At 34.8% G+C, this 20984-nt stretch carries 20 protein-coding genes and 3 pseudogenes; 16 read left to right on the top strand and 7 right to left on the bottom strand.

The genetic code is table 11. The features are described from left to right. Positions 1-377: 377 nt before the first annotated feature. Both BAOM_RS11135 and BAOM_RS11130 read right to left on the bottom strand, forming a co-directional pair. Positions 378-977, bottom strand: a complete 600-nt coding sequence (locus tag BAOM_RS11135; RefSeq protein ID WP_127760339.1) for a YitT family protein — start codon at positions 975-977, stop codon at positions 378-380. Between the two features lie 287 nt (positions 978-1264). Further along, positions 1265-1468, bottom strand: a pseudogene (locus tag BAOM_RS11130) (IS1595 family transposase); the annotation flags it as partial. Between the two features lie 628 nt (positions 1469-2096). On the opposite strand from BAOM_RS11130, the gene BAOM_RS11125 reads away from it, so the two are divergent. From BAOM_RS11125 to BAOM_RS11105, 5 genes are all read left to right on the top strand, one after another. Then, entirely contained in the window at positions 2097-4001 is a 1905-nt protein-coding gene (locus tag BAOM_RS11125; RefSeq protein WP_127760338.1) for an endonuclease MutS2, read from the top strand. A gap of 41 nt (positions 4002-4042) precedes the next feature. Further along, the gene (locus BAOM_RS25500; RefSeq protein WP_127760337.1) at positions 4043-4189 is read left to right on the top strand and encodes a MerR family transcriptional regulator; all 147 of its coding nucleotides are present in this window, start codon (positions 4043-4045) and stop codon (positions 4187-4189) included. A gap of 335 nt (positions 4190-4524) precedes the next feature. Next, complete coding sequence (locus BAOM_RS11115; protein ID WP_127759245.1) at positions 4525-4815, top strand: helix-turn-helix domain-containing protein; 291 nt, start codon at positions 4525-4527, stop codon at positions 4813-4815. An 8-nt stretch (positions 4816-4823) separates the two neighbouring features. Further along, entirely contained in the window at positions 4824-5702 is an 879-nt protein-coding gene (locus BAOM_RS11110; RefSeq protein WP_127759246.1) for an IS3 family transposase, read from the top strand. Positions 5703-5953: 251 nt separating this feature from the next. After that, the gene (locus tag BAOM_RS11105; RefSeq protein WP_127760336.1) at positions 5954-6679 is read left to right on the top strand and encodes an MBL fold metallo-hydrolase; all 726 of its coding nucleotides are present in this window, start codon (positions 5954-5956) and stop codon (positions 6677-6679) included. A 363-nt stretch (positions 6680-7042) separates the two neighbouring features. Here the strand turns inward: BAOM_RS11105 and hepT are convergent, their stop codons facing one another. From hepT to BAOM_RS11090, 3 genes are all read right to left on the bottom strand, one after another. Further along, positions 7043-7447, bottom strand: a complete 405-nt coding sequence (gene hepT / locus BAOM_RS11100; RefSeq protein ID WP_127760335.1) for a type VII toxin-antitoxin system HepT family RNase toxin — start codon at positions 7445-7447, stop codon at positions 7043-7045. Positions 7448-7709: 262 nt separating this feature from the next. Then, positions 7710-8249 carry a tyrosine-type recombinase/integrase gene (locus BAOM_RS11095; protein ID WP_257467704.1) on the bottom strand — a complete coding sequence of 180 codons (540 nt, stop codon included), beginning with the start codon at positions 8247-8249 and terminating at the stop codon, positions 7710-7712. Positions 8250-8347: 98 nt separating this feature from the next. Continuing rightward, positions 8348-8695, bottom strand: a complete 348-nt coding sequence (locus BAOM_RS11090) for a site-specific integrase (RefSeq protein ID WP_127760333.1) — start codon at positions 8693-8695, stop codon at positions 8348-8350. 240 nt (positions 8696-8935) lie between these two features. Here BAOM_RS11090 and BAOM_RS11085 point away from each other — a divergent pair, with 240 nt between their 5' ends. The 4 genes and pseudogenes from BAOM_RS11085 (at position 8936) to BAOM_RS11070 (ending at position 12853) form a co-directional block, all read left to right on the top strand. Continuing rightward, positions 8936-9172 carry a helix-turn-helix transcriptional regulator gene (locus tag BAOM_RS11085; RefSeq protein WP_127760332.1) on the top strand — a complete coding sequence of 79 codons (237 nt, stop codon included), beginning with the start codon at positions 8936-8938 and terminating at the stop codon, positions 9170-9172. Positions 9173-9280: 108 nt separating this feature from the next. Continuing rightward, a complete protein-coding gene (locus BAOM_RS11080) occupies positions 9281-10951 on the top strand; it encodes a ribonuclease J (RefSeq protein WP_127760331.1) in 1671 nt (556 codons plus the stop codon). Between the two features lie 238 nt (positions 10952-11189). Continuing rightward, positions 11190-11354: pseudogene (locus BAOM_RS11075) on the top strand (IS6 family transposase); the annotation flags it as partial. Between the two features lie 167 nt (positions 11355-11521). Continuing rightward, the gene (locus BAOM_RS11070; protein ID WP_127760330.1) at positions 11522-12853 is read left to right on the top strand and encodes a CoA-disulfide reductase; all 1332 of its coding nucleotides are present in this window, start codon (positions 11522-11524) and stop codon (positions 12851-12853) included. A 183-nt stretch (positions 12854-13036) separates the two neighbouring features. Here BAOM_RS11070 and BAOM_RS11065 read toward each other — a convergent pair. Further along, positions 13037-13213 (bottom strand): annotated as a pseudogene (locus tag BAOM_RS11065) (IS6 family transposase); the annotation flags it as partial. 113 nt (positions 13214-13326) lie between these two features. On the opposite strand from BAOM_RS11065, the gene BAOM_RS24995 reads away from it, so the two are divergent. Both BAOM_RS24995 and BAOM_RS11055 read left to right on the top strand, forming a co-directional pair. Then, the gene (locus tag BAOM_RS24995; RefSeq protein WP_353737947.1) at positions 13327-13608 is read left to right on the top strand and encodes a hypothetical protein; all 282 of its coding nucleotides are present in this window, start codon (positions 13327-13329) and stop codon (positions 13606-13608) included. Between the two features lie 169 nt (positions 13609-13777). Continuing rightward, entirely contained in the window at positions 13778-14062 is a 285-nt protein-coding gene (locus BAOM_RS11055) for a hypothetical protein (protein WP_252283446.1), read from the top strand. Here BAOM_RS11055 and BAOM_RS11050 read toward each other — a convergent pair. Further along, positions 14047-14457, bottom strand: a complete 411-nt coding sequence (locus BAOM_RS11050) for a VOC family protein (protein WP_127760329.1) — start codon at positions 14455-14457, stop codon at positions 14047-14049. The genes BAOM_RS11055 and BAOM_RS11050 overlap by 16 nt on opposite strands. A 239-nt stretch (positions 14458-14696) precedes the next feature. On the opposite strand from BAOM_RS11050, the gene BAOM_RS11045 reads away from it, so the two are divergent. From BAOM_RS11045 to BAOM_RS11025, 5 genes are all read left to right on the top strand, one after another. Then, positions 14697-15446 (top strand): helix-turn-helix transcriptional regulator, encoded by a 750-nt coding sequence (locus BAOM_RS11045; protein WP_127760328.1) that lies wholly within the window; start codon positions 14697-14699, stop codon positions 15444-15446. A 38-nt stretch (positions 15447-15484) separates the two neighbouring features. Beyond that, positions 15485-16309, top strand: a complete 825-nt coding sequence (locus BAOM_RS11040) for an MBL fold metallo-hydrolase (protein ID WP_127760327.1) — start codon at positions 15485-15487, stop codon at positions 16307-16309. Positions 16310-16364: 55 nt separating this feature from the next. Next, positions 16365-17507, top strand: coding sequence for an acyl-CoA dehydrogenase family protein (locus BAOM_RS11035; protein ID WP_127760326.1), 1143 nt, complete (start codon positions 16365-16367; stop codon positions 17505-17507). Positions 17508-17603: 96 nt separating this feature from the next. Continuing rightward, the gene (locus BAOM_RS11030) at positions 17604-18887 is read left to right on the top strand and encodes an AAA family ATPase (protein WP_127760325.1); all 1284 of its coding nucleotides are present in this window, start codon (positions 17604-17606) and stop codon (positions 18885-18887) included. Positions 18888-18976: 89 nt separating this feature from the next. Then, entirely contained in the window at positions 18977-19822 is an 846-nt protein-coding gene (locus BAOM_RS11025; RefSeq protein WP_127760324.1) for a pentapeptide repeat-containing protein, read from the top strand. The last annotated feature ends 1162 nt before the right edge of the window (positions 19823-20984 follow it).

The following is a 20984-nucleotide window of genomic DNA, read 5'->3' as shown; positions in this document are numbered from 1 at the left end:
ATAAGATTAATAGAGGTTACTTTCTCGTTAAGTGACAAAAAAGTCGTTTAAAACATAATAAAGTTGTTTAAAAAATGTGAGTCATTCTATTCAACAATCGGGCGCTTTAATAACATAAGGATCACAAAATTATCAAGCTTTTTTATAAAAGGATGATTCAATTGAGTATAGAAAAAGCGTGTTTTGATCAATTTTTTTCAAAACACGCTTTTCTATTTGCTCTTTCATCAAGGTTTATTAAGTTAATTTAATCAAACTTTATTCCAGGGCTACACCATTGACTATCCTACAGGGTATGCGTTTTGAAAGTAATAGTATCAGTATGTCCAAGATTTAGAGATTACTTACAATTATCTTGAAGTTTTTGCACCAGAACCTTATTTCCTTAGTACAGGTATAGAAACGGTTCCCTTTCCGATGATATCAATCAGCCTTGTTCCAAACCATTGGCAAACCAGGGCATACATGATCACTTTCCAATCGATCACGACACCGGCAACAAGTAATATCAAACTATTAATCCAAAATAATATGCTTCCGGGAGGTCGCTTTATAAAAGATGATATAATAAGAGCTAAAATATCCATTCCTCCTGAAGAAGCCCCCATTTTAAATAAAATTCCCACACTAAAACCGAATAAAAGGGCTCCAATTACTAAATCGATCCATACATTTCCAACCGGATGATGAATGTATGGAGAAAGTGAATGGATAGTGAAGGCAGCTACGCCGACACAAAACATCGTCCACACCGCGTTGCTTTTTCCAAGCCACTTGACAGCTGCAATTACCATCACCGCATTTAATAACCAAATGCTCGTTGCATACGGCACAGCCCACATGTAATTTAATAACACACCTATTCCGGCAGCACCACCGGATGGAATGTAATGAGGAAATAAGAAAATAGACATAGCCGCTCCTTGAATGGCAGAGGCAAATGCAAGAATGATTGCTTTAAATAAATGTTGCGACATAACTTCTACATCTCCTTGTATTTATCACAGTATTTCTCTGTTGTTTTACTTTATATTAGTTCAATCATTAAGTGAAATATAGATTAGTGATACTTATAATTAGAAATATTAATGATTAGAAAATGGTCGTTATGAATCAAGATGCTAAATTTTAAAGACCACTATCTCCAACGGATAGCAGCCTTTAAACAAGAAAAAAACATTCAGGATGATTATAAAAGGATTGAATTGATAGGAGGGTATTGTGTGGTTCTGGTGCAAAGATAAATTAAAATTAACTATTTCGATTAAACTGTTTGAAATTCCGATAATCGTAAACTATCATAAGTATCCGTCATTTCAAATACGAATGATGTAAGTAAGAATTCTTTACTATTGTGTTTCATGCTTTCATTGCTTCGACTGTCTACGAACAAGAACCACGTAAGATAGTTGTCGAGATATTTTGTAGCCACACCTTTAAAACGGTCAATCCACTGCTTCTGTACAGAGATAATAAAGTTGTTTAAAAAACGCCAGTCATGTTATTCAACAATCGGGCGCTTTTATGAACTAACTAAAGCCTAATTTCTCACTTACAACACTGAGAAATTAGGCATTTTTATATTTGGATTTCTTTAACGTTGTAAATGCGGTTTCCTAGCGCTGCCTCCAACAGGGTTCAGGCTTATCATTTAATTCTCCATGCTGTTTGACGAAACTGTTTTTCCATGCTACATTAATCTCATATTACAAAAAGGTGTGGTGAAGTATGTCGGTAGTAGGTATCAACTAATTGTTATTAGTTGAATAAGGTGTTTATTTTCTGGTCAATGCCAGTTTATTAAGAATGCCTTTTTTCAAACATGTTACTTTAACATTTTTGAATACCTGCTATCAGACTGCTTCCATTTCAATATATTCGTTTAGCGTAGAATGTAAGACATTAAGCTTTGAGGCTGGATTCTATCCTGTCATGCTTAATTTATTTAGGTCTTATTTATTCATGCCTGTTCGAGATATGACCTTGTTTTGTGACAAGGTTATGCCCGCGGAAGCTTTCTGTCCAGTTTGGTTGTCTAAATTGGAAGGCAGGGAAGGCTTTAGCGGGCTTATTTTATTTGGAATGAGGAAGATAAAATGAATAATATGACCTTTGAAAAATTACAATACTACGAATTAAAAAATAAAGTTAAAAACCATTGCGTCAGCAGTTTAGGTAAAGAGTTAATAGAAAGATTACAGCCAAGCTCGAATATAAAAGTCGTTCGTAATCGTTTAAATGAAACGAGTGAGGCCCGAAAGTTATTGGACGCTGAAAAGCACTTGCCATTAACCGGCATTTCCAATATAACAAGCCATATTGAAAAATTAGAAAAAGGCATGGTATTAACACCAGCAGAATTACTTGCTATTTCTGATTTTTTAAGAGGCTGTAGAAAAATCAAAAAGTTTATGGCGGATAAGGAATTTTTTGCGCCTGTACTTTACGCCTATGCACTTTCTATGACTGAATTTCGAGATATTGAAGAGGATATCTTATCTGCAATTAGAGGAAATCGAGTTGATTCAGGAGCTAGTAAAGAGTTAAAACGAATTAGGAATCAGATAGCTAAAACAGAAGAGAAAATCGAAGAACGTTTGAATAAGTTTTTGAAAAGTAGAGCCAACAAAGAATATATCCAAGAATCTTATATCAGTAAGAAAGATGATCGTTTTACGATTCCAATTAAAGCATCCTTTAAGAATCATGTAGCCGGAACGATTATTGAAACATCCTCTAAAGGATCTACAGTATTCATTGAACCTGAGGCTGTCTCGAAGCTTAATGTGGAATTAGTGAGTTTGAAATCGGAAGAATCAGTTGAGGAATATCAAATATTAGCAACGTTAACCGGAGCGATTCATGAATCGCTTCATGAAATAGGTATTAATATTGAATGCATCAGTCAGTACGACATGATTTTTGCGAAAGCCAAGTACAGTAAAAGTACCGATGCTATTGAACCGAAGATCAATAATTATGGATATATAAAATTAATTAATAGTAAACACCCATTATTAGAAGGCAGCATTGTCCCATTGGATTTTGAAATCGGTGAAGATTATAGAAGCTTAGTCATTACAGGTCCTAATGCGGGTGGGAAAACCGTCGTATTAAAGACCATTGGAATTTTAACTTTAGCTGTCATGTCAGGGTTTCATATTATGGCAAAACAAGGAACTGAAATTGCCATCTTTGATTACGTGTTTGTTGATATTGGAGATAATCAAAGCATAGAGAATGCCCTAAGTACTTTTTCTTCTCATATGAAGAATATTTCAGAGATCATGAGTACTGCTACTAATAATACTCTGCTTTTATTCGATGAAATTGGAAGTGGAACGGAGCCGAATGAAGGTGCTGCTTTAGCAATCGCCATTTTGGAAGAGTTTTATCATATGGGATGTATTACAATTGCAACAACTCATTATGGGGAAATTAAACGGTATTCTGAAATGCACGATGACTTTATGAATGCGGCCATGTTATTTAATAGTGTCGAGTTGAAGCCGATGTATAAGTTATTAATAGGGAAATCAGGAGAGAGTAATGCACTTTGGATTTCAAGCAGGATGAATATCCGTGAAAATGTTTTGAAGCGGGCTCAATTGTATATAGAAAATAAAAATTATAACCTGGAAGCAATAAAAGAAAACAAAATAAAAAAACCAGTGCATGAAGTGAATCAGCCATTAGAGGCATATCATTATGAAATAGGTGACCGGGTAAAATTAATCAGCCAGGATGATTATGCAATCGTCTTTGAGCCAAGAGATAAATTTAATAACATTAAACTGTTCTATAAAGGTGAAGTATTGGAAGTAAATATTAAGCGGATTGAATTGGACATTAAAGCAACTCAATTATATCCTGAAGGGTATGATATAAACACCTTATTTACCAGTTATCAAGACAGAAAGCTGCAGCATGATTTGGAGAGAGGTTCGAAAAAGGCACTGCGAAAGGTTCAAAAGGAGATTAGAAATAGAAATCAAGAATAGTTGTCTAAATTGTATGAAGTTGATCTTCCGCTATCGGAGAGATGTCCAACAAAGTAAAAATTTCTTCTTCTACTTTACGGTATTGGGAAAAGAAAGGGTACTGTAGTTCATCGAGAAATGAAGCCAATAATTATCGTTATTTTGATTCGTATCAGTATATTAAAATTTTGTTAATAAAGCTTACTTAAAAAGCTGTTTACTCTAATGATGTTGTCGAACTAAAAAACACTATTAGGAGCTTAGTAGATGGAAAATTGAAGAAGCAAAAAAGATTGTAGCGAGATGCCAACAGCATTTGGATAAACGTAATCAAGAACAGCTGCATGGGCTATACTTCTTATATCGATTATGTTCAAAGTCTTAATTGATTAACTTGAATGAATTTCAGGCTTTAGTAATACAGCAAATATAAGTTCCTGTTTATTCAAGAAACGGGCGCTATTCTTGAATTGGTATGCTCCCCTTATAGTAGACACGTTTTAAAAAGCGCATTAATCTGTCTATTATTAAGGGGGTATTTTTTATGGAGAAAAAAGCAGAGACTTATGATATATCATTCAAGAAAAAAGCAGTGGATTTATTTCATCAAAAGAAGAATTATGCAGCCGTTTCCAGAGAATTAAACACTCATCGAAAAAACATACAACGATGGGTTAAACAGTTTAGTGAAGATGGGATGGTTGGTCTTAGAGAAAAACGTGGCAGAAAAAGTGGGTCTAGTAGAGTCTCTTCATCTACCTTTGAAAATACCCAACAGAAAATAAAGCGATTAGAAGCTGAGAATGAACTATTAAAAAAGCTTTTAAAGATGTGAAAGGAGGAATGAATCTAAAACCTAGTATTCTATTTCCAATCATTAATGATTTATCTAAACAAGCTCACTCTATACAGCTACTTTGTCATCTAGCTAAAGTATCAAGAAGTGGATACTACAAGTGGATAAAGCGTAAAGCATTACCTTCGGAAAAGCAGATAGAGGATGAGAAGCTAAAGCAGAAAATAATAGAATGTCATCAGAAATATAAGGGCATCTATGGCTATAGAAGAATACAAATTTGGTTAAAGAGGACCTATGATATTCATATTAATCACAAAAAAGTTCAACGGTTACTAAGTGAGCTAGGTATTAAAGCAATTATCAGGAAGAAACGAATTTATTACGGTAAGAAAGAACCTTATCTTATCTCGAATAATTATTTAAATAGATCCTTTTACGCTTCTCGCCCTAATGAAAAGTGGGTAACGGATATTACGTACCTCATTTTCAATGGACAGAAACTATACTTGTCTGCCATCAAAGACCTATATAATAACGAAGTTGTTGCGTACCAAATTAGTAGACGTAATGATTATAAACTAGTCTTGGATACTCTTAAAAAAGCCATAAAAGGAAGGAATGTAAAGGGACTCCTTCTCCATAGTGATCAAGGATACCAATACACTTCCCATAACTATAATCAGCTACTCACAAGAAATAAAATGAAAGCTAGTATGTCTAGAAAGGGCAACTGTTGGGATAACGCTAGTATGGAAAATTTCTTTAGTCATTTAAAAACAGAATGTTTTAACCTGCATACTTTTAAAACTTCACAAGAGGTTAGAAGGGCTATTAAAGACTACATTCACTTTTATAACCACGAAAGGTTTCAAACCAAGCTAAACAACCTGACTCCTATCGAATATAGAAGTCAGGCTTCTTAACTGCGCTTATTTTTTTATGTCTACTTGACAGGGGTCAGATCATAATAAGGAAGTGCTTTTTTTCATTATAGGGCTATATTGTTGAATAACACATTCAAAGAAAATTGGAACTCTATGTTGAATTTTAGAATAGATTGTGAAATTGTGTACTTAAAGTATGAAGCAGTTTAGTGATAGCAGGAATTTACAAGCAATAGATAAAATATATCATAGTAAACGGCTTATTGATTTATACGGAGGGGGAGGTTATTATGCAAATTACTCAAGTGAAAATGTTATACAAGATCACATTCTACAATTCTAGAGGTTTATCTGTTAATTGTTATCTTGTCGAAGAAAATGAATACTTAACTCTTATTGATACAGCTATGGAAGAACATGTAGAAAATATTCTAAGAGTTGCAAATGATATAGGAAAACCTATAAACAATATTATTTTGACTCATGCACATCATGACCATATAGGCGGACTAGACTCGATAAAACAACAAACACCCCACAGTAGAATATATATTTCTCACAGAGAAGCACCACTCATGAATGGAGATTTATCTTTAAATGGAGATGAACCACAAACTCCAGTTCGTGGAATATTCCCTAAGAAAATCATATCGGATATAGATCTTTTGCTACAAGATGGAGAACGTATAGGTTCCTTACAAGCGTTATTTACACCAGGACACACACCCGGTTCAATGTCATTTTTTGACACGCGAAATAAAGCATTGATAGTAGGAGATGCTTTTCAAACCGAAGGAGGTCTGGCGGTGGCAGGTCAAATTAGACCATCGTTTCCATTCCCAGCCAAGGGAACGTGGAGTAAGGAGATTGCTTTAAAAAGTGCCCAAAAAATACAAAGTTTCAAACCACCTTTACTTGCTGTTGGACATGGAGAAATATTAAGTCAGCCACTTACTGATATTTCTATAGCAATAGCAGAAGCTGAGCAAAACTTAAGACAAGGGAAAAATAATTAAAACCTTAATGTTTATTATAGGGTAAGTAAGTTTACTAACGGGGGCTCTAGCACCATAAATAAGGTGTTTTTTTGCATTTACCTAGCAAATAGAAAAGACTCATCTGGGGAAATGGCTAAATTGCTTCTGAGCTTAGTAAGAAGTGTTAAATTAGAGGAATCTTTATCAGAGTCTACGCTTAAATCCGTAGAAGCAAAACTGAAAAGAGTAGATGTAAATAATTTATTTTCATCCAATAAAAAACCCTAAAAGCGTAGCTTCAACTTTAGCTTTAGGGTTTTTTACGATTTAACCGGTATCTTAATTTATAAAGGTTCATGAGATTAAGACTGTTATAAAAATTCCACCGCTCCTTGACGTCTATTAATATTTTAAAATCTGCTTAGTGAAATCAGTAAAATCATCTATATGTTGTTCGATGATTTGCTGCAACGTGTCTAGATTAAGGTTTCCGTAATCTTTTACAGCTATATTCTTAAACTCTACTATCATCTTCATGCGATAGGAAATGTCCTCATCAATAACGGAATGGGATTGAAGCATATCAAAAGCATCACGACTATTTCTCGGTAAACCAAGCCGCTTCTGAGCCACGATATGCATGGCTAAATCAATACAAGCCTGACAAGCTCTCTGAATATGAAGGATGATTGAGTCTTGTTTCGTAAGGTCCTTTAGGTTATTGGGGTTTTGGCCATACACATCGAGAATTCGTTTTTTACAGCGTTCAATTACACTTATCTTATGTAAAATGACGTCATTTCTCATAAACCATTCCACTTTCATTTATTTTTAGGAGGTAATGGGGGCTTTTCAGACTTATTAAATGCATCCCAATACCATAAGTTATAACTTGGCTTTAAACTGTTAAAATGGTTGATCTTATACTCACGATGTAGGTGATAGTCTGTATGTTGTTCAGACATTCCAAAAACCTCTATAATTGTTTTAGGCTTAGTATCTATTAGTAACTTTTTTCGGGTTTTCGGACAGAAGGGGAGAGCTACCTTGCTGTGTAAAAAACTTCTGTTTAATCTCTAGATTTTTCAATATCCTTCATAACTTTTTTACTTTCTTCGGATGATAAATTCGTATACTTTTGTGTTGTTTCAATTGAGTTATGTCCCAATTGATCGCGCAACAATATAATATTACCGCCATTTTTAATCCATTCTGTAGCAAAGCTATGTCTTAATTTATGGGGGCTTAAAGATTGTCCAGAATCAAACTGTTCTTGTGAATTAAAGGCCCCTGTATACTTGTTCACTAAATTTTGAATTGCTCTTACAGAGAGGGGTCTTGAAGCACCTGCATATTTCGATACGAAAACATAAGGTGTTTGTTTGGAACCAGGATACCTTAAATCTCGAATCCCTAAATAATCTTTTAAATCCTCTAAGGCAGAAGGGAGGACTGCTACCGTATCTGCCTTATTACCTTTTCTAATAATATCGATTTGTTCTTTTTGTAAATTAATATCTTTAAATGTTAATGAGGCAATTTCACTCACTCGAATACCGCTGCCAAGCATCATACTAATTAAAGCAATATCTCTTTCTTTATCTCGCAGGAAGGAGGCTTTTTGTCGTGCTTCTAGAGAATGCTCATATCTATCTTTTAGATATACTAAAAATTCATTGATTTCTTGATTGGTAAGAATAATAGAGCTTATTTTTTTTGCTCGTCTGCTGTTTCATCTTTTTTAAACACTTTAATTTTACTAAAGACATTGCGATAGAAGTAGCATTCACCAGTTTCTTCATTTTCAGTCTCTGTAGTAAGATAGTTGAAGAGGGACTTAATGGCGTTAATATTCCTTGCAACAGCATCAACAGAACGCTTTTTTATAATTCCTTGTTCTTTTTCTTTCTCTGTGCTTATGATTTCTTCTTCTAAAAATTCTTTGTAAAACTCTGCATTTTTCTTGGTTAATGTTTCTAAAACAGAGAGCTGGGTATCTCGAATATGTTCAACTTTCGAAATACCTTCATGTTGTAACCAATTGAAAAATTTCATATATTCATGGACGTAACCAAGAAGGGTAGAAGCGGAGTATTTGGCTCTTTTCTTTGAGCGAACGTACTCAATTACGTATTCTTTTTTGACACAAAGCTCTAGACACTCTCGGAAAATGAAACAAAAGTCTAGACCCTCTTGTATTATAATTTTCGTGAAGTTTAAAAAATTAAATTGTTGACCAAGCTTGATGAAAAGAGGCGAATCTTAACATTTCGTATCTGCCAAGGAGGTTCATGTATGGATTGGTTTTCATTAGGAAAAAGGCGTTCCAAGTTTGGTAAGTTCTTAGATCGTCACGAATTAACGCAACAGGAAGTTGTTGAAAAGAGTGGGGTTAGTCGGGGTACAATCAGCAGATTATGCCAGGTAGAACATGAAAATGGACCAACAATGCAGAATGCCCGAAAGGTTATAAAGGCCTTGCGTGACTTAACAGGAAAAAACGTTGATTATGATGATTTCTGGAGTATGTAAATAAAAACGTAGGGAAAGTAAGAGTTTCCAATGGTCACATTATTGTCAGCAGGGTAAAGCCTTCTTGCGCTGAATCTTTTTATAAATTTAAAGTGGGAGGATATAAATTTGAGTACAAAAGAGAATGCATTATCTATCTTCGCCTTAGGCGGCTTGAATGAAATCGGGAAAAATATGTATGCAATCGAATATTCAAACGATATCGTGATTATCGACTGTGGTAATAAGTTTCCAGATGAAAGTTTATTAGGAATTGATTTGATTATCCCTGATATAGCTTACTTAGTAGAAAATAAAGATAAAGTCAGGGCTTTAATTGTCACACATGGACATGAAGATCATATCGGGGGGATCCCGTTCTTCTTAAAAAAATTGAATGTACCCGTTTATGCCACACGCTTCACACTAGGATTAATTGAAATCAAATTAAAAGAACATAAACTTCTAAGAGAAAGTGAACTTGTTGAAATCAACTCAAACTCAAACTTAAAAATCGGAGAAATGAGTGTGAGCTTTTTCAAAGTAACCCATAGTATTCCTGATTGCTTGGGAATGGTCTTTCACACACCAGAGGGTAATATTGTACATACGGGGGACTTCAAGTTCGATTTAACACCTGCGAATAATGAGCATTCGGATATTCATAAAATGGCTGAAATCGGCAAAGAAGGGGTCTTGCTTCTATTGTCTGAGAGTACCAATGCAGAACGTCCTGGTTTGACCCCATCGGAACAAATGGTAGGTGAACATGTGGAAGCAACTTTCATGAAAGCCGAACGCAAAGTTATTCTTTCTACCTTTGCTTCAAATATTAGTCGCGTTCAGCAAGTCGTGAATGCAGCGCAAAAAACAAATCGAAAACTTGCGTTGCTTGGACGAAGTATGGTTAAGGTCGTAGCGGTTGCTATGGAACATGGTTATTTAACAGTTCCTGATGGAATGTTAATTGACCCACATGAAATCAATGAAATGGCTCCTGAAAAGGTGGCTATTTTATGCACCGGGAGTCAAGGAGAACCATTGGCTGCTCTTGCCCGCCTGTCCACTGGAAACTTTCGCGGTGTCGACATTTTACCTGAAGATACGGTTATCTTTGCAGCAGGTCCAATACCCGGGAATGAACGAAATGTCACGAGTATCGTAGACAACTTATTTGCACTTGGAGCCAAAGTGATTTATGGATTAGGAAGTACATCCGGAATGCATGTTTCCGGCCATGGTTATCAAGAAGATTTAAAACTAATGCTTACATTAATGAAACCAAAATATTTTATTCCCATTCACGGTGAATTTAGAATGTTACACCATCACCGTTTGTTAGCTGAATCCGTTGGAGTAGAGCAAGGAAACACGTTTATCATCAATAATGGCGATGTCGTCGATATTGAACATACCATTGCCCGTCAGACCCGGAAAATACCGGTTGGGAATACCTACGTAGACGGGGGGGATGTCGGTAATGTTGGGGAATTTGTGTTACGAGACCGCAAACAGCTTTCAGAGGATGGAATGCTCATGATTGTTTTAACTATGAGCAAAGCGGAAAGAAAACTGCTTTCTGAACCCGATACCATTTCTCGTGGATTTATGGATAGAGATTTCTCGGAATTCCGCCGAGACGTTAATCGACTTACTACAGAAATTGTTAACGAGCTACAAGAAGCAAATAGAAACCAATGGAATGTAATGAAAAAACAAATAAAAAAATCAATACGACAATATGTATATACACATACTAAGAAAAAGCCAATGATTGTTCCTATACTTATTGAAATTTAATAGGGGGGAAGTTTTAAAAAAATGAATTAATTGATCTTCAACAATCGGGCCGATTGCGGAAGAATACGCAGGTTTAAAACGACTTTATTGTTATTTATTTTTGGAAAATTGAGTATAGGATGAAGAAAATTAAATAACTACTTTTTTGAACACTGTTCCATTTATGAACGGTGTTCTGCGTGTTTAGAGTATTAATATTAAAAAATGATCACCTCGAATACGCTTATATGGACCCTCTCGAGTCCGCTCCATGCTGGGATTCAAAACGTATGAAACTGCTATTTCAATAGTACGTGGCATTGAAGCCATGCATATGATGAAAAAAGGGCAAGTTCACCAAGGGGTGAAGTCTGCCCAAAATCGAAAAGAATTCATTGATAAACTATTTGGCATCGCATCATAATCCGTAAGTTAGCAGGAAATTCATGTCCTATGTTTTTTTGAAACCATTTTTGCACCAGAATCCTTCTTTGTGTCAGGTGTAAAAACTGACTTTAGTTTCAAGTTGAGCGCCTTTTACGTTTAAAAAACAAACTGTAAAGGGAAAATAAGCAGGTGGAGGGATTGTAGATGAAGATAATAATTATTGGCGGAGATGCAGCAGGTATGAGTGCTGCCATGCAAATTGTAAGGAATAGCTCAGATCACCAGATTACTGTTCTTGAAATGGGAGAAGTATACTCATATGGCCAATGTGGGCTCCCTTATGTGATTAGCAATAAAATTGATTCAACAGATAAATTAATAGCTCGGACACAGACTGAATTTAAAGAAAAATACGGAATTGATGCACGAATCTTACATGAGGTTTGCCAAGTTGATACAAAAAATAAACAAGTGTATGGGATAAACCATGCAAATGAAGAGAAGTTTTATTTGTCATATGACCGTCTCCTTATAGCTACTGGCGTAAGCCCGGTTATACCTGAGTGGGAAGGTGCTCATCTTTCGGGTATATTCACTTTAAAGACGATTCCAGATGCAAAGCGAATCATAGAATCCCTTGAAAGGGATGTTAAAAATGTCACGGTAATTGGCGGCGGATATATTGGGCTTGAAATGGCTGAGAGTTTTGCGGAATTGGGTAAGAAGGTAACAATCATTGAACGAAATGAACAATTAGCAAAAATTTTTGATGAAGAAATGGCAGAGCTTATCCATGAAGAAGCAAAGAAGCAAAACATTGATCTTAGAATGAGTGAATCTGTAGAAGCTTTTCTTGGCGAAGATAAAGTTGAATTTATAAAGACTGATAAAGGGGAGATTGAGACTGATCTTGTTCTAGTTGCTGTTGGTGTACGGCCAAATACTTCTTTTTTAGATAAGACTGGAATCATTACAAGTGTAAATGGTGCAATCCAAGTAAATGCATATATGCAAACAAATATTGAAGATGTATATGCAGCAGGCGATTGTGCAACACAATACCATCGAATCAAAGAAAAGGATGATCATATTCCATTAGGAACACATGCAAATAAGCAAGGTCAAATTGCAGGATTAAACATAATTAATATTCCAAAAACTTTTAAAGGTGTATTAGGAACCTCTATTATTAAATTCTTCAGTTTAACACTTGGAAAGACAGGATTATCAGAAAGAGAGGCAACATTATTAAACATTCCCTATCAAACAGTTACGATAAAAACATCTGATATTGCAGGCTATTATCCAAATGCTAAAAAAATGACCTTGAAATTATTAGTACATAATAAATCACATAAAATTCTTGGGGGACAAATTATTGGAGAAAAGGGGATAGATAAGAGAATCGATGTACTTGCAACGGCTTTATTTCATTCTATGACAGCTGAGCAATTGCTAGATTTAGACTTAGCATATTCACCTCCATATAATGGAGTCTGGGATCCGCTCCAACAAGCCGCAAGAAGAATAAAATAAATTGGAAAGTCATTTAGGCTCAGTCAAAGGACTGAACTTTTTTATTAACTAGCGTTCCTAATTTATCAATAAAAAAATAATTATGATAAAAAATAATAGATTTACTGATAACGATTTAAGGGTTCTGGTGCAAAGACTGCATTTATTTGAAAGAGGTATATAGATTCCTAATGGAATCTGTTCTTATGCAGCGATTCCAAATAGTTGATGAATGAACTTCACTCGATTTTGGACAGACTTGTCCTGTAAAGCAAGTTGTCCTTTTTTAATGATATGCATCGCTTCTATTCCCTTAAGGATAGATTGGGCTGTACGAAAAGGTTTCAATCCTAACATCGAACGAACTCTCTTTTTAATACGATTTTCGTGGTCCTTTACAAGAGGTAACACTAGAACGCTTATTTGAAGCGAACTTTGAAGCAACTGATGATATTTTAAACAACACCCGCTACTCCACAGAGGATAAATTTCATTTGATTATGGAGAAAGTATTCCACTTCACAGGATTAGATGTTACACATGAAGTTGCACAAATGCTAGCATTTGATGTATTCATTCTGAATGAAGATCGTCATACAAATAATATTCTGTTTTTATTTAATCCCCAAACAGAATCTTGGCAGCTAGCTCCGATTTTGGATCATGGTTTAAGCTTATTACCGGATGTAAGGGATTATCCACTCAGCAAACCTATAGATATTTTAACAAGACAAGTGAAATCAAAACCTTTTAGCTCTTCATTAAAAAACAATTAGACTTATATGAAGGAGAACCTTTCATCAAGCGTTCGTTGTTGCTTGAAAAGTTAGACAAAGCCCCGTACGATTTAGGTAGAGCTACTCTTTCAATTACGTAATCAATTATATCAAAGGATTTAATAAGCAATTTTCACCTAATCTAGAGGGATACATTACAAAAGATGAGTTGGAAAGATGGTTAAAGTGGCGTGTATTCCCTGAAACAAGAGTTAATGCAAATCAATTACTAGCTTCCCTTGGTTTAAATAGCTATAATCGGTGGGCAATTGTCCGTAAAACACATGGTGTTATGGCTGACGATGAGATTTGGTTGCGTTTTAAAGGAGAATCATTAAAGCATCGTGATGTGACACTATGTAAATCTCTTTATTACTTCATTTCAAGGCTACACCAAAAAACTCCCTCACAAATTGTGAAAGAGCGGGAGTCTGTCAGTTACGCTTTTGTATAATTCAAATCCCAAATTACACCGAATGGATCTTGAACTTTTGCATATTTAGCACCCCAGAAAGTGTCTTGTAATTCCATTAGAATAGAACCTTTTTGACTTAATTGAGTGTAAATGTGTTGAATTTCTTCTTTGCTTTCTAATTCAAGAACAAGTGAAATGTTATTGCCAGTCTCATAAGGTTGGTTAGGGGACACATCAGAAATCATAAGAAATAAAGAATCTTTTCTAAATTTCGCATGAATGATGAGATCATCAGCTTCTGGAGGAGTTGGGAAATCCGCTTCACCGTAAGTTTGTAATTCAACAACTTCACCTTGAAATACTTCTTTGTATAATTCTAACGCTTGTCTCGCATTTCCGTTAAATATTAAATAGGGGGTTGCTTGTTGTTTCATGTAATCACTCCTTTATTAAAGCACAACGTTACCTAAGGTCATCCAACCATAACGTTTATTTCCATTCTATTATATAGAAGTTAGTGAGGCTTTGTCTATAAAAAAACAAGAACTAGTGTTCCTGTCATGAACTAACCTAAATACTTTACTATTTTGTTCCAACACAGGATAATGGAATTAAGACTAAGAAAAAAATATTCTAGCGAGTTTTCTGATAGAAATGTTATGGAGGGGTATGGATGGAGAAGGGAGAAAAGCTAACTGCTTCTGTTGAGTCGATTGGATTGAGTCAAAGAGAATTTTTAACGTTATTTTTACTTCATTCTTTGTCGAAAAAAAGAAATTATCCACGGGCGATTCATGGTGAATTAAAGAGCTCTTTTACAGGAAAAGTACATAGTTATGACTATTTATGTAAAATCGCCAAACAACTTGTTGGATCCGATCATCTTTCATTATACACGGAAAAAAGAAGGAATTATTATCAAATTACGGATAAAGGGAAAGAATTATTCGCATGGTATCAAAATAATTTCTCTGCTCGTTTTACAGAAGTCAAATTGGTGATTGATCGGTTTGTATATGATTTAACAGGATCAGGGCCTAATCCAGCAGTTACACATGATCTTCCCGAAGAATATAGGTCATATATTTCAAAAATTGTTTCTGTAAAAGACTTAGTTCGTTATGTGACGCTGAAAACTTTATTTTCAAAAAAACCGATTTATATGGGAGAGATTGCGGATTTGCTCAAACATAAATTTGGTTGGATTGCAAGCAATGGGTATCTGTATGATCTGTCTCATGAAATGGAGGAAATGGGGCTGCTTGTTGGACGCTGGGAAAGTGAGAAGCGAACGAAGCGTTATTTACGTATTACAGACGAAGGGCAATACCATTATAAACAGATTGCAGATTCTGCCGCTCATCATGTTCAAGAAGTACAAAAATATTTAGCGAGTGTTCTCTCGTTTTTAGAAAAGGAATGAAGGTATGAAAAAACGTTATGAGAATCTAGATAACAAACATGAAATCAATGAAGGATCTTTGGAAATGGCAGAAGGAAAGACGCCAGAAAAAGAAAGACTTATTACAGCAAATTCCACATGCAGAGCAGAAACAGATTAAGCAACTACAAGCAAATAGTTCTCATCCTTCAATTACATGGATTGGCCATTCAACGTTTTTGCTGCAATTGAATGGCCTGAATATTTTAACTGATCCCGTTTGGGCAAAAAGACAAGGTGTACAAAAGAGACAAACAAAGCCTGGTATATTACTTGAGGATCTACCTGAAATTGATGTTGTTGTGATTTCACACGGCCATTATGATCATCTTGATTTTGGTACCATTCGACGTTTGAAAGGGAATCCGACTTTTTATGTACCACATGGGCTAAAAAAAGTATTTGTTAGAAGAGGCTATCAACATACATATGAAGCAAATTGGTGGGATTCTTTTCAAGCAGGAGAAGTGACACTTTCCTTTGTTCCGGCACAACATTGGACAAGACGTACTTTATTTGATACAAATACCTCACATTGGCGTGGATGGGTGCTACAGAATGAGAAAACTTCTTTTTATTTTGTAGAAGATACCGGTTATTTTCGTGGTTTTCAAGAAATTGCTGAGAAATTTAAGCTTCAATATGTCCTCATGCCAATTGGGGCCTATGAACCAGAATGGTTTATGAGTGATTCTCATATTACTCCAGAAGATGCGGTACGAGCGTTTTTTGAATTGTCAGGAGACTTTTTTATCCCTATGCATTACGGAGCCTATCGTTTAGCTGATGATACAGGGCCTGAAGCATTGGAACGACTTAATCAAGAGTGGGAGCGGCAACGTTGACTAAAGTGATAGAATTAAAGTAGATATTGTGTTTTATTAGGAAGGATGATGTTACGTGCCATTTTTTCAATCAAAGGAACAAGAGGATTATATCAATAGCTTAAATGCAGCCATTCAATTATTTTCAGAACGTGCTGAAGCACTTGATGAATCAAGAGGTTTTCCTTTTGAAAATATGAAAGAGCTTAAGGAGTTCGGTTATCCTACATTAACATTAGCGAAAGAATACGGTGGGAGCGGAGGTTCGTTATATGATTTCCTACTAGCACAAGAAGCGATTGCTACTCAGTGTGGACCGACAGCATTAGCTATTGGCTGGCATGTTGGGACCGTCCTTTCGTTAACTGAAAAAAAGCCATGGAATTCTGATGTACTGGATGAATTTTTTCAGGAAGTAGCAAAGGGCGCGATTGTGAATACAGCGGCAACAGAGCCGAATTCAGGCAGCCCTACACGTGGTGCACGTCCTGAGACAATAGCCACTAAACAAGGTAATCAATGGAGTATCACTGGACGAAAAACGTTCACGACACTTTCATATATTTTAGACATTATTCTTGTTACAGCTTGGATACCAGAAGAAGAGATCATGGGGACTTTTTTAATTCATCGAAATCTAGACGGTGTAAGTATTGAAGAAACATGGGATATGGTATCTATGCAAGGAACAGGCAGCCATGATTTAGTACTACAAGATGTAGCAGTACCAGAAAAGTATTTAGTTGTGCGGCAGCAGCCAGGAAAGAAACAAGGTGAAGGGTGGCTTTTACATATTCCAGCGTGTTATTTAGGCATTGCTGCGGCAGCTAGGAACTATGCCGTTGAGTTTGCGAAAACGTATAAGCCGAATAGTCTTCCAAGCCCAATTCGTGATTTGCCAAATGTGCAACGTACAATTGGTGAAATCGAATTAGAACTAGCAGAGGCACGCCATTTTCTTTACTCTGTTGCTGAAAAGTGGGAACAACAACCAGAGCAGCGTCCATTCTTAATGAAAGAATTAGGAGCGGTGAAGCATTCTGTTACAAATCATGCTATTTCAGTTGTGGATAAAGCAATGCGTGTCGTTGGTGCAAAGAGCTTGCAGAGAAACAATCCGCTACAGCGTTATTATTGTGACGTTCGTGCAGGACTGCACAATCCACCAATGGATGATGCAACGATTACACTGTTAGCGAAATCCGCTTTGTATGATTAAAGAAAAAGAACACTAAACCTTAAATGGGTTTTAGTGTTCTTTTTTATTCCTTTCATGTAAAATTGTAGGTGATTTACGTAGAGAGGAAGGGATGTAGTGAGTAAAGTAAACCATCAATCTATTATTCAATTTTCTAAAACGAGTATAGAATCGGCACCACAATATTATAATTATGCGTTTGCTATTCATAACATACAAAAAAAGCTTACAGAAGAAACAGGAAAGGAATTTCAACTATTTTCTGATGGTGAAACCTCTAATGAAATTTGGGAAGTACTTGAAGAAGATTTAATCATTCATCCTGATCGTGTTCAATCACTTGCTACTGTGTATGATTGTGTAGAAGCAGGTGTCATTTCATCTAATCATAACGATAAGCAAATGGAATTCCTTGTTAAAGCAAGTATTAATAATCATTTATACTATTATCCAGACTATCAGATTGCGCTCGTACGAATGCCAATTTATCAAGCACATGACAATATGGAACATGATTATGTATTTGCGGAAAATGAACAGGTATTAGGGAACTTTTTAACGTATGTATTAAAGCGGAAACGCGAATATATTAAAGATTATGTAACTGTATTTATTGATACGGAAGACGGCGTTGAAAATGAAAAAGAAAAGATTACGAATCTAGTTACACGTGAGGATGTTTTTTTAGAAGAGTCTATGAAAAAGCAAATTTACCGCTCGATTGATGAATTTTTCACAAACAGCGGAGAGTTTTTCAAAACGTATCAAATTCCGTATAAACGAGGAATTTTACTGTATGGTAAACCCGGAAACGGAAAAACAACGCTTGTTAAATCGATTGCAAACAGTATTTCAGCACCTGTAGCATACTGGCAAATTACAGAATATACAACAAGTTATTCGATTAAAGAAGTATTTTCATCTGTTGCGAAAATGGCGCCAATGGTCTTAGTTATTGAAGATATTGACTCCATGCCAGAAGAAGTACGTTCAGTATTCCTTAATACATTAGATGGGGCAACGTCTAAGGAAGGCATTTTTTTAATTGGAACAACAAATTATCCAGAAAAAATCGATCCAGCGCTTATTAACCGTTCAGGACGATTTGATCGCGCTTATGAAATAAAAGGACCAACGCAAGAAATGCGTTATCAATATTTACTAAAGAAAAACATTACTAATCTAATCTCTAAAAAAGATCTAACACTGATTGCAAATTCAACAGATGGTTTTTCATTTGCACAATTAAACGAGGTATATAATGCCGTCGCGCTTCAATGGCATTATGAACAGCAAGTAGACGTATTAGATATTTGCAACGAATTAAAAGCGGATAATCGAAAAAGTAAAGAGTTATCCTGGGATTCAGATAGTGAAACGAAGGTAGGATTTAACTTTTAATACTAATATGTATGCATAGCAAAAAACCAACGACTAATGATGTTGGTTTTTTCTAATCGAAAATTAAGAAGTTTTAAGAGGGTATAAAAATGGATAATGAAACAGCCAAAAATCTTAGAAAAAGTTTAAAAGCTGATTGTACGAGTTGCTTTGGACTCTGTTGTACAGCGCTTAATGTTGCAGCATCAAGTGATTTTGCAATCAATAAAATCGCTGGAACACCTTGTCCTAATCTACAAAGAGATTTTCGATGTAAGATTCATGAGAGTCTAAGAGAAAAAGGATTTAAGGGATGTACCGTATTTGATTGTTTGGGAGCTGGTCAAAAAGTTTCTCAAGTTACTTTCAATGGCCAAAGTTGGCAAGAGCACCCTGAGATTGCTGAAAAAATGTTTCGTGTATTTCCGGTCATGGAACAATTATATGAAATGATTGCATTTATCGCTGAAGCATTAACTTATGAGGTGTCACATTCATTACAGGATAAGTTAAATAAACAATTAGAAAAATTGCAAAGTCTTACGGATATGGATGCTGATAGCTTATTATCATTAAATATTGTAGAGTGTCGAATCCCTGTAAACGAATTACTTTTAGAAACAAGTGAATATATTCGAAATGAACTAAGCTCGAAAGTGTTTGCTATTAAGAAAGGCAAAAAATACAGGGGCGTTGATTGGGTTGGAAAAAACTTAACAGGAAAAGATTTAAGAACGACTGATTTACGAGGAGCCTATTTAATTGCTGCTGATTTACGAAACTCAGATCTAAGGGGTGTTGATTTTATTGGAGCTGATTTGCGTGATGCGAATTTAAATGGAGCAAATCTTTCTACAAGTATGTTTTTAACTCAAATGCAAGTTAATTCCGCTAAAGGCAATAGTAAAACGATATTACCAACGCACATACAGAAGCCATCTCATTGGACTAATTGATTGTATTCTTGTTTAAAAGTAAAGAGTTTTATTTTAATTTTATTTAACGGAAAAATATTATACTTAAATTAATTTCCTAAGGAGCTTTTTATAACAAACTACTTAAATATTAAAAAATAATAATCATTGTATTAAGTATTAATTAATTTTTTGATGATTTATACGACCACCAATAATTACTTAAATAAATGGCTGGTCGTATTTATTTTAAGTAATTTAATTTATTTATAAAAATAAACATAAAAAATTCATCTCGTCTCAATATCATAAGTAATCTTAGTTTTTGAGACTTGATATCTAATAAAAAAACGACTACCAAGAATATATATTATGTAAACTAGAAAAATGTAAAAAAATAAAATAACCTATATTATAACTATCCCCCACATCCATATCACAAAAAGTATCGAATTCTTCATAGTTTAATAAATTTTCTATAAACATCATTTGTTCTTTTGAATGCTGCGACATATTCATTCTTTTATAATTTATATATTTTCCGATTTCATATTTTTGTTTGTAAATAATCTCGGCTAATCGTGGTAAATATTCTTTTCCTTTAACCCGCATAACCTAGACACGATAAGATAAATAGAATTTCACGCTTTAGTCACTTGTTGTGTAATTGGTTATACATTACATCACGAATAGCACAATCAGATAATCTTACTATTTGGGTTTCATATTTGTCTAGATCTGTTATTAATCAAAAATAATAAATGTAGATATTCTTCTTAATTATAGGCATTTTTTTTATTATATATATAAACGAGTGTTCCTTAAAAAAAACAAATAAAAGTAAGTTGATTTCACACTTTAATTATTATATTAGTATGTGCAAATTTGGATAAAATGCTAAAAATAACGGGTTATGACCATAGGATAATTATTTTAAAATATCATATTGCTCCAGATGCTGTTTTTTGTTTCTAGTTTCTCACACTGTATATTATTTGTAATCGTATGCTTTTACCCTTTGAAATATCTCATCTGGAATAATTTCAAAGGGTAAATGTACAGTCTTTTTATTTATGTAATCCTCTTTCTTCATTTGTAAACAAATACCTTTCATGTACCTCAGATATCTTCAAAATTCCCCGCTCACTTTCTTATTCAAACTACAGTCAAGTGTATATTCCCATTATATTCACATCAATAAAGA

This window comes from Peribacillus asahii (genome assembly GCF_004006295.1).
GTDB lineage: Bacteria > Bacillota > Bacilli > Bacillales > DSM-1321 > Peribacillus > Peribacillus asahii_A.
Note: the sequence above shows the minus strand (reverse complement) of the source record. Positions and strands in the feature narration are given on the sequence as shown.